General features: G+C 66.9%; 8 protein-coding genes. 4 read left to right on the forward strand and 4 right to left on the reverse strand.

Translation table 11 applies throughout. The features are described from left to right. Positions 1-83: 83 nt before the first annotated feature. Complete coding sequence (locus tag AB0I15_RS41850; RefSeq protein WP_358108981.1) at positions 84-842, reverse strand: helix-turn-helix domain-containing protein; 759 nt, start codon at positions 840-842, stop codon at positions 84-86. A 365-nt stretch (positions 843-1,207) separates the two neighbouring features. On the opposite strand from AB0I15_RS41850, the gene AB0I15_RS41855 reads away from it, so the two are divergent. Next, a complete protein-coding gene (locus AB0I15_RS41855; protein ID WP_358108984.1) occupies positions 1,208-1,573 on the forward strand; it encodes a hypothetical protein in 366 nt (121 codons plus the stop codon). Positions 1,574-1,633: 60 nt separating this feature from the next. Here AB0I15_RS41855 and AB0I15_RS41860 read toward each other — a convergent pair whose 3' ends face one another. Next, the gene (locus AB0I15_RS41860) at positions 1,634-2,293 is read right to left on the reverse strand and encodes a hypothetical protein (protein WP_358108987.1); all 660 of its coding nucleotides are present in this window, start codon (positions 2,291-2,293) and stop codon (positions 1,634-1,636) included. Between the two features lie 1,480 nt (positions 2,294-3,773). Here AB0I15_RS41860 and AB0I15_RS41865 point away from each other — a divergent pair. Then, positions 3,774-4,769 carry a S1 family peptidase gene (locus tag AB0I15_RS41865; RefSeq protein ID WP_358108990.1) on the forward strand — a complete coding sequence of 332 codons (996 nt, stop codon included), beginning with the start codon at positions 3,774-3,776 and terminating at the stop codon, positions 4,767-4,769. A 175-nt stretch (positions 4,770-4,944) separates the two neighbouring features. Beyond that, positions 4,945-5,259, forward strand: a complete 315-nt coding sequence (locus AB0I15_RS41870) for a hypothetical protein (RefSeq protein WP_358108993.1) — start codon at positions 4,945-4,947, stop codon at positions 5,257-5,259. A gap of 721 nt (positions 5,260-5,980) precedes the next feature. Here the strand turns inward: AB0I15_RS41870 and AB0I15_RS41875 are convergent. Next, complete coding sequence (locus AB0I15_RS41875) at positions 5,981-6,301, reverse strand: GYD domain-containing protein (RefSeq protein WP_358108995.1); 321 nt, start codon at positions 6,299-6,301, stop codon at positions 5,981-5,983. A gap of 546 nt (positions 6,302-6,847) precedes the next feature. Between AB0I15_RS41875 and AB0I15_RS41880 the strand changes: the two genes are divergently transcribed. Then, entirely contained in the window at positions 6,848-7,294 is a 447-nt protein-coding gene (locus tag AB0I15_RS41880; RefSeq protein WP_358108998.1) for a hypothetical protein, read from the forward strand. A gap of 1,045 nt (positions 7,295-8,339) precedes the next feature. Here the strand turns inward: AB0I15_RS41880 and AB0I15_RS41885 are convergent. Beyond that, complete coding sequence (locus tag AB0I15_RS41885) at positions 8,340-9,125, reverse strand: uracil-DNA glycosylase family protein (protein WP_358109001.1); 786 nt, start codon at positions 9,123-9,125, stop codon at positions 8,340-8,342. Between the last annotated feature and the right edge of the window lie 121 nt (positions 9,126-9,246).

Here is a 9,246-nt window from a genome sequence, read left to right on the forward strand (position 1 = left end):
CCATTCCGGGGAACGAATTCTGGCGATCGCGCGAATCCGTCCGCGGTGCATTCGCCCGGCCCCCGGCCGAGAGCCCGTCCTTATCAGCCCGGTGACGCCGCCTTTGTCTGCTCGGCGATGAGCGTGCTGGAGCGGAGCACTCCCTCCCCGCTCAGCGCCTGCCCGTCGTCGACTTTCCAGACCTCGAAATGATGGCTCCCCGGCCGGGCCGACTCCCACCGGTGGTGCTGCCAGGAGCCGCACGTGAACCGTACGGCCTCGCCCTCCGGCCGCAGGGCGATCCAGTACGGCGTCACGCTCCGCGGGCAGGCCAGGTTGGCCCAGATCTCGACGCTCCCGGCGGCCTCCTGGGACCAGACGTGCGAGTTCAGGCGGGAGGCCATGCGGTCGATCCTCCAGGGAAAGCCCGCGCCGCCCGCCGGAGGCGCGGGGCTGGAGGCCGGGGCCGACACGGCCGGTGGGGGCGGGCCGAGCGGCCGTGACACCACGACCAGGGTCGCCACCACGGCCGCCGCCGCCCCGATGCCGCCCCAGAGCATCGCCCGGCGGCTGACGCCCCAGAGCACTGCCCGGCGGCGTGCCGGCCTGACCGCCGGAGGCCGGTACGCGAGCCCATCGGCGCTGCCGGCGGAGGGCTCCATGAGCTCCCGCCACCGCTCCTCCCACAGCCCGGGATCGGCTCCGCAGGCCGTCACGTACGCCCTGACGAAGTCCAGCGAAGGTGGTTCGTCCGGGTTCAGGCGGCGCGACACCGTGCTGGAGTGGTACCCCATGCGGCTGCCGATCTCCTGCAGCGACGTCGCCCCCCGCAACCGCCGCAGGTCGTCGACGAAGCCGGCCAACGGACCGGAGTGCCGATCGATCGGGCGATCCTTGCGTCCACCGCGTGCCACGGCAGCCTCCGCCGGCGTCGGGGTTGGTGCGGTTGTTGCAGCCATTAATGCGCAACGTCAGAGCCTGTTCAAGGCCGTCGGCGGCCATGAGCCTCGACAGCAGCGCACCCCCTCACCCGACAGGAGGCACCATGACCAGAGTCATAGGCGCACTGACCGCTCTGGGCGCCGCGATCACCCTCAGCCCCGTACTCGCCACGGCCCCCGCCGCCGCATCGACCACCGCGTCGACAACTGCATCGACAACTGCGGCGCCAACTGCGGCGACCACCGCGTCACGGACCACTGCCATTGCGGCGCGGACTTCGACCACCGTGACGCAGACCTCGACCGCGGCGGCGCAGACCTCGACCGCGGCGGCGCAGACCTCGGCCGGGGCGGCCTGTCGCATCGCCGCCAACATCTACCGGCGCAGCAACACCCGCTACCAGATCGGCGCCGGCGCGAGCGGCTGCGGCCGCGGCCTCTACGCGATCACCTGCCGTCCCCTGCACCGCCACGGCTTCCCGCTCCCGCGCTGGCACGAGCACGGGATCTACAGCAAGCACCAGAACAACGCGATCCTGTTCCTGACGCCGCGCATCCGCGGCACCAACAACGACCACTACAAGGCCAAGTGCTGGTTCTACCGCGACAACCGCCTGCTCGGAACCCGCACCACGCACACCATCCAGCTCTGACGTCCCGGCCTCGGGGAGGCGGCTCACACCGAGTCGCCTCCCCGGGCGTTCATCGGACGCTCACTGGGCGTTCCAGAACATCGCGGCCAGCCGGCCGGCCAGCCGGGCAACATCCTGTGACCCGTCGACCTCCAGGATCGGGAGGTCGAGTTCGAGCGCCTGGCGGCGTACCTCCCGATCCCACAGCTCGTCACGGGCCAGCCTCATCGCGAACGCTTCGGCGTGGTCTACGTCCCCCCAGTTCGCCCGTGCCCGATCGGTGTCGGCGAACCGGTCGCCCAGCGCGCGGCGGCGGAACTCGGGTGTGGGCAGCAGAAACACGGCCTGCTCGGGCCGCGTCAGCAAGGGCGCGACCTCGGTGGGCAGCGTACGGAAGTCATCGACGACCACCGGCCGGTCGGTGGGCAGGGCGAGCAGGTCCTCGACCACGAATCCGAACGTCTCGCCGTGCAGGCTGGGCATCGCCAGGAAGATCTCCTCCGGGGTACGCCCGGCCCACCGCTGTTCCAGGGGCGTTCGCAGCAGCGCGTCCAGGTGGGGCTGTCGCTGCGGGGTACACCGCCGCACGTAGCCGCGTTCGGCCAGGTCGCCGTCGTACACGAGCACGTCGTACCGTTCGGCCAGGACCCGGCTCAGCGTGCTCTTGCCCGTGCCGGTGCCACCGGCGACCCAGCGAACATGCGCGAGCCGACGACCGAGGCCGGCGAAGTCATCCATCACGACCGGCAGTTTCACAGGCCGCACCGGCCAGAAACAGTCTTGTTCTCGCACCCCCACGTCGGCGAAGATCAAGGAAGAGGCCCGGCAACAGCCATCCCTCGATCCAGTGAGAATCACCGAACTGTGCGCCGGTTCGGGACTTCCGGGGGCGACGTCATCCTGTCCAGGCGGAAGACTGCCCGGGGCGTAACGTGCCTCCTGGACCACCTCCATATCCTGCGAGGGGGACACGATGACGTTCGCGAACAGCGAGTCGTGGCGATTTCGAAGAGCCGGTCGACATACTCCCTCATGCGGCTCTGTACGTACGCGACGCACTCGGCCTGAACGTAGGCGCGGGCGCGGACATACCGCCTCCGCTGTCCGGCGATGTCACCGACCACACCGCCGAAATAGCCGAAGACCTGCGCCGGCAGGCCGCGGCAGAATGGCTGGACTGGTGGCGGCGGGTGATCGGTCCCGAAGATCGGGGGACTCGGCTCGCTCAACTCCTCGATCCGCCAGAATGGCATTCGCCGGCCGATCAGCCCGTATTACGCGGGGCGATGCCCGCCCTTCACGAGGAGGCGGAGCATTTCGCGGAAATGATCCGGACCGAGCTGATAAAACGCGAGGGGCCTCCATCAGTGCCCTCCTATCGCGCAGTACGCCGAGCCGCCGAGAACACCGTCACCACCTTCGGCATATCCCCTGGAAAGGCCCGGCGGGCGCCCTTCATGCGATCATCGTCCTCATGACCCCGACCAGAAAGTGCCGTGCCGCGTAGGCGCCCTTCCGAGGTCCGTACACCGGGATCGATGTGCGGCACCCACAGAGCCCTGATCCATCACGTCCCCGGGCTCGGCCGCCGCCCCATGGCCGCGGTGACGGCTCTCGAACACACCCGCATGCGACCAGGCGACGTCGGGGCGAGCCTGGTGGCCTGGCAGGCAGCGGTCCTCGTCGGAACCACCGGCCGGGTCTTCGGCAGGTGCCTGTGCGAGGAATGCACCGGCGACGCGCCACGCCTGCGCCTTCACCGGGCTCTCTCGGCCTTACCGCCGTGGTCGAGACCGTACCTGTACGGGCTGATCCTCCCCGTTGATCGGTATTACCTCAGCCGCACCTCACCGGATCCGCTCGCGTCCCCCGATCTGCCCTGGTGGCAGCAGAGGCGTCTCGACTCTCCTTCCTGACAGCTTGTCAAGCATCCGACCTGCGGCTCGGCGGGGGACAGGCGGGGACCGTGCGGCCAGTTGTCCCTTCTGGTGCGCCATAACGGGAAGATATGACCCCTTTGGTATGACTTCCGTAGATCTCTGCCAGCCGCTAACTTGACTGCATCCCGTTACAAGGAGTGCAAATGTTGAGTAAGAGCTGTGGGCTGGTAGGCGCCGCCGTACTCGCCGCCTGCCTGGCCACCCCCCTCAGTCCCGCAGCCGCTGACACACCCCCTCAATCCGCCTCTCCCTCCCCCGCGCCACCCACGATGATCGACGCCATGGAGCGCGACCTCGGCCTCACCGAGGAGCAGGCCAACACCCGGCTCGCGAACGAGGAGCGCGCCACCGCCACCCAGGCGACGCTGAGCGGCCGGCTCGGCGACGACTCCTACGGCGGCGCCTGGCTGAACCAGGACGCCTCCAAGCTGGTGGTCGCCACCACCGACCCGGCCGAGAGCGCCGAGATCGAGGCGCAGGGCGCTCAGCCGGTGGTCGTCGAGCGCACACTCGCCCAGCTCGACGCCATCATGACCCGGCTCGACCAGGCCCCGCAGAGGACCCGGTCAGGAGCCGCCCTCTGGTACGTGGACGTGACCGCCAACAAGGTCGCCGTCCAGGCCCCCACGGCGGAGGCCGCCCAGGCCCTGGCCGACGCGGCCGGCGTCGACAAGAACGCGGTCACCGTCTCGGCCACCGCCGAGCGCCCGACCCCGTACATGGACATCATCGGCGGCGCCCCCTACTACATCGGCTCCAGCCGCTGCAGCATCGGCTTCGCCGTCACCAGGGGCTCGACGCCAGGCTTCGTCACCGCGGGCCACTGCGGCCGGGCCGGTAACACCACCTCCAACCCCAGCGGCACCTTCCAGGGCTCGTCGTTCCCGAGCAACGACTACGCCTGGGTCGCCACCCCCGGCCACACGCCGCGCCCGTGGGTACGCGGTTCGGGCGGCGCCAACGTGATCGTCCGCGGCTCCACGCAGGCGGTGGTCGGCTCCTCCGTCTGCCGCTCCGGCTCGACCACGGGCTGGCGCTGCGGCACCATCCAGCAGCACAACGCCACCGTCACATACCCGCAGGGCTCGGTCAGCGGCCTCACGCGCACCTCGGTCTGCGCCGAGCCCGGTGACTCCGGCGGCCCGTTCATCTCGGGCAGCCAGGCCCAGGGCGTGACCTCCGGCGGCTCCGGCAACTGCTCGTCCGGCGGCACCACGTACCACCAGCCCGTCAACGAGATCCTGAACGCCTTCGGCCTCACCCTCGTCACCGGCTGACTCCCCACATGACGGCGTGCTCGGACCCTCCGCCCGGGCACGCCGTCATGTGTACGCGATCCCGTCCCAGTTCCAGGGGCGACCTGTCACCTGCGATCACCGAACGGCCTCGAAGAGTACACTCGGCCTCCTCTGCAGGCAGCCCAGAAAGCGTGACCGGATGAGGCGTTACCGGATGAGGCGTTACCGGAGAGGCCTTGTCGCGGCAATCGTCGCCGGCACGTACGCCGGTCTGGTGGTGATCCTCGGCGTCGTCTCAGCGGTGATCCTGATGACCGTGCAGGATCCGATCCTGCTCACCGGCGTCGCCCTCATGATCATCACCGTCCCTCTCGGCCCACTGATCTGGTGGGGCTGGGACCTGGTCCCCCCTTCGATGGGGGACCCCGTGCTGCTCGTCGCGCTCCTCACCGCCGCCGGCCTCCTGCAGTCGTACCTGCTCTGGCGCGTCCTGCGCGGCCCCGCACTCCACGAGAACCGCCCCACCTGACCCGCCGCCCTCCCACGCGCCCTCCCACGCGCCGGCCCACCTCCGCCTCTCAACCTGACGACAGAGCCGCGACAGGTTCCGACAAGCGCGCCCTGCTTGCCTGGGTCCCGCGCCGGGCCTTTGCCGACCCGGTCGAAGAACTCGCATTCAGAACGGAGACCGCCGACAAGTGAGGGTCATCACAAGACTGGCCGTGACCGCTGCGACCGCGGCCACGATAATCTCATCAGCAGGGCCGGCAATTGCCGCTGACAATACTGAATTCCGTGCACCGGGATCACCGAACGGCGATCCTGTCAATATAGCGGCAATATGGATGGGTCCGTTCCAATCGCTCCGAGAGTGCAGCAATTCTCGGCGGGAAATGGACTACTATTACCAGGTCAGCAACTGCGGCTACATTCATTCCCATCCCGGATGGTATTATTCGTGGTGGTAATGCCCACATTCACCGGCCGACGTAGATAGCCACCAACGGGCACCGTGCCGCCCACCCCATCCACGGCGCCGTCGAACCTCATCCCCCCAGGAGCCGACTTCCCCGGACCCCCATCCGGAACGTCCGCACCACACCGCATCAACCACAGAAGGCCCTCACCCCGATCTCAAGGTGAGGGCCTTCTACCTGCGAAGGATCGGGCTTCGAACCCCGGTTGGCGTTGCGACCCGTTCCGATGACGCCATACAAGCCGCAGTCCGGACGCTCGCATTCACCCGGCTGTCACGCGCCAGGAGCCCGGTAGGCCACGTCCATCCGCGCGGCATCGTCGATCTCCTCCGGCGTCAGCAGAACAACCGTCTTCGTTCGCACCGCCCCGGACGCCGATATCGTGAGCCCCACAGCGGCCGAAGCCGCATTGCTCGGCAGGTCGAGGATCACATACGTGTCCGTCTCGCCGAACGCGAAATACATCTGCTCGACCCGGCCGCCGACGCTCTCCGCCATATGCTCCACCGCTTGCCGACGTCCGGTGCCGCCATCTCGCAACACTCCTTTGAGGCCATCGGCGGTGTAGGTCGCCTGAATCAGGTATTTGGGCATGGTCGAGTCCCTCTCCTCGTGCCACCACCCCGCGCAGGGGCGGCCATTACGGTCACGTGGTCGAAGTTCTCGGCTTGGGGCGACGGTAATCCCACGCGCTGTACTGGTTTCCCCTCTCAACCACCCACGGTCCTGCCACTCGGCGCGGCGATCATCCCGGAGCCGGAGGCTCTTGTGAGGCGTGATCCACTCATGGGACATTGCGCCTCGTGGACAGGTATCGGAGATCTCTCTGATACCGAGCCGCTCTCGATCACCAACTCGATCGGCCGCACGCGATGCCGGGCCTGAACCAAGCTTCTGAGTTCTGGAACGGCCCAAGGGCCGATGCGTGGACCGCACGAGGCCGCTCTTCCCAAAAGGGATAGCAGGGGCGCCGTCGGCCGCCGCATGGCCCACCGTCAGCGGCGGCCCCGACTCATTTCCGAGACCGAGAGCCACGCATCACAGTTCCGACACGGCCGCGAACCTACGTCTCACCTGGGATGTCTCACAATGTGTCACGAACTGCAAACGCAGCGTGAAATGTCCGGAATGGGAGACCTCGTGAACGCCCACCCCCGTAGCCTGTCGATCCTGACCGCCTTCGCGCTCCTCACTACCGGGTGCGCCGGCCTGGCTACCGCGCCCATCGCCGTCGCCACCTCCACACGCACTCCAGCGCCGGCAGACTCGGCCATCGACGACAGCACGCCTGAGCCCACCAATACGCCTTCCGCCAGCGACTTCAAGATTTCCATTCGGATCCTGGAGAAGGCCTGCTTCGGCAGCGCCGGCTGCAACATCACCTACCGGATCAAGCCGTCCTACAGCGGCCCCGACCTGACCAGTGATCAGGAGTTCACGGTGACGTACGAGGTGCGCGGCGGCGAGGACCCGCAGATCAACTCGTTTGAGATGACGGGCGAGGAGGCGTCCTTCGCTTCGGAAGAGTTCATCTCCACCTCGTCGTCGGCATCGAAGCTGCGCGCCGTGGTCACCGACGTGTTCTGACCAGCTTCACGATCGGATGCCTCACTCCCCTGCAGCTTTGTCCGTGTCGTTTGATCCGACGCAGGGGCGGCAACATGCCGCGGGGCACATCAAGCGAGAAGAACTAGCGGCTGGTCAAAGCAGGAGCGCAGATAAGTGGCCGCTGTCTTCTGGGAACCGACAAAGGTTCGGCTGATGTAGGCGGCAAACCCCGCCGATGTCGCGCCCAACGCGCTCGGTAACGACCGCGACTGCGGTGCTCTGGGCGTAGAGAGTCAGGGTCGCGAAGACGATCAGGAGGACGAACCCGGCTACCTTCGCCATCTGCACGTTGCGGAATGACTGGCAGGCCTGGGCGGTGGCGATCTGGTGGTAGTTGTCCAGCCGCGCGTGGATGGCCTTCCACAGAGCTAGCAGTATCAATCCCCCGCGCCAGTGAGTTCATTCTCGGCCGCTGACAGATCATGACGGGGAGCCTGCTCGGCTTCGGCCGCACCTGACGCGGCCGAAGAATTGGTTCGGGCTCAAGTCATAGGAGTGCCTGCATCCAAGCATCAATTTCGAGCGCGGAGAGATGAAGCGTTCGCAGGAGAGTGAGTAGGCGGGGAAGGCGAAGGCAGAAGCTGACCGCTGAGAACCTTGGCCATGTATGTACGGCTCCGGTTCATGTCGAGCGAGAGGTCCCCACTTTGGATCCCCGAGGTCAAAACGAGCAGGCGAAACGCGCGAGAAAAGTCTTCGCGGATCGACCTGAAAGTGATCTCCATGAGACTGGGCCACTCGTGCCTGAGCTTCGCTGCGGATGTCTACACGTCCGTTGTCCCGAAGCTCGCGCAGGACGCGGCTGACGCGACAATCGCCGTCATCCCTCGGAGGCTCCGAAAAGCGTGATCGTTGGGGCGATGGTCCGGCGTTGGTCCCGCCGGTGCTCAGGGCTCAGCGGGAGCAGTCTCACCGGAGCGCACCCACCCGGTTCCAGTAGATGACGGCACTCAACCTGAGGGAGCCGATGCCAGATTCGGGCGGCTGTGGACGGGCATCACCGAGATCTTCGAGAAGGGCTCGATCAGGAAGATCCGGTCCACGTACGAACTCGTTGCGTCATCGCCTCACGTGCTTCGGCGTACAGACGTGCCCGATGCCCGTTGGCGCCGGACGGGTGCGGGAATCCATACAGAACTCGATCGGGCGAGACGTTCGTGAGCTCGACGGCCTTGCTGGCAGCCTTGCCCAGAGGGATGACGAGCGCGTCAGGGACCATTTCGAGGTTCTTGTTGAGGACTTGTCGGGCAAATGCGGTCAGTACTGGATGACGATCAACTGCAGGCGACCCGGAGTAGTTCGCTCCCTGGATGAACACGGCGTGGCAAATGGCAGACGTGCTCGCCAGGAGATCAGACCGCTCGGCAAAAAGCTGGGCAGTGCTGCTGACCCCAAGTGCGGTCTGAAGCCCGATCCCATCCAGCATGGAGATCATGTTGGTGCGCATAGAACCGGCGAAGCTCCCTACCTCGTCCGCCTCCTTGAGCGCGTCGTTGAGGGGCTTGCCACCCTGGAGTGCACGCGCGGCGGTCCGTACTGCAAGATGCATTTGCTGGCGACCCGGCGTGAGGCCCACGAGCATCACCCGAGCGCGGACATTCACCCAGTCGAACGGAACGAAATAGATCTCCAACTTGTGGTCCTTATAAAGGAGCAGGTCGAGGCTCGTTACGTGTTCTTCGGTGACGCTCGGAGAGAGCGCGCGGAGCGTGTTTTCAAACGCCGAGCTACACCAGGCAGAGCTGATCAGGCCTCCGGCTGCTGGGCCGATGTAGCAGGCGTGCTCAGGCGCAATCGATATGTCCGTCATGCACGAAGTATTACCGATCTGACTAGTGCCGTAGCAGATTGGGTTTGCCCTGTTTGTGGTGACACGCCGATCAAGGTCCCACCTCGGCGGTCGTGATCGCTTCAGACTCTGCTCGTGGCTG

Source organism: Nonomuraea sp. NPDC050643 (assembly GCF_040654715.1).
In the GTDB taxonomy this organism is placed as follows: Bacteria; Actinomycetota; Actinomycetes; order Streptosporangiales; family Streptosporangiaceae; genus Nonomuraea.

Excerpts from the sequence above, each read along its gene's own strand:
- AB0I15_RS41865 (WP_358108990.1), top strand. The coding sequence starts at position 3,774 with ATGGAGCGCGACCTCGGCCTCACCGAGGAGCAGGCCAACACCCGGCTC.
- AB0I15_RS41870 (WP_358108993.1), top strand. The coding sequence starts at position 4,945 with ATGAGGCGTTACCGGAGAGGCCTTGTCGCGGCAATCGTCGCCGGCACG.
- AB0I15_RS41875 (WP_358108995.1), bottom strand. The coding sequence starts at position 6,301 with ATGCCCAAATACCTGATTCAGGCGACCTACACCGCCGATGGCCTCAAA.
- AB0I15_RS41885 (WP_358109001.1), bottom strand. The coding sequence starts at position 9,125 with ATGACGGACATATCGATTGCGCCTGAGCACGCCTGCTACATCGGCCCA.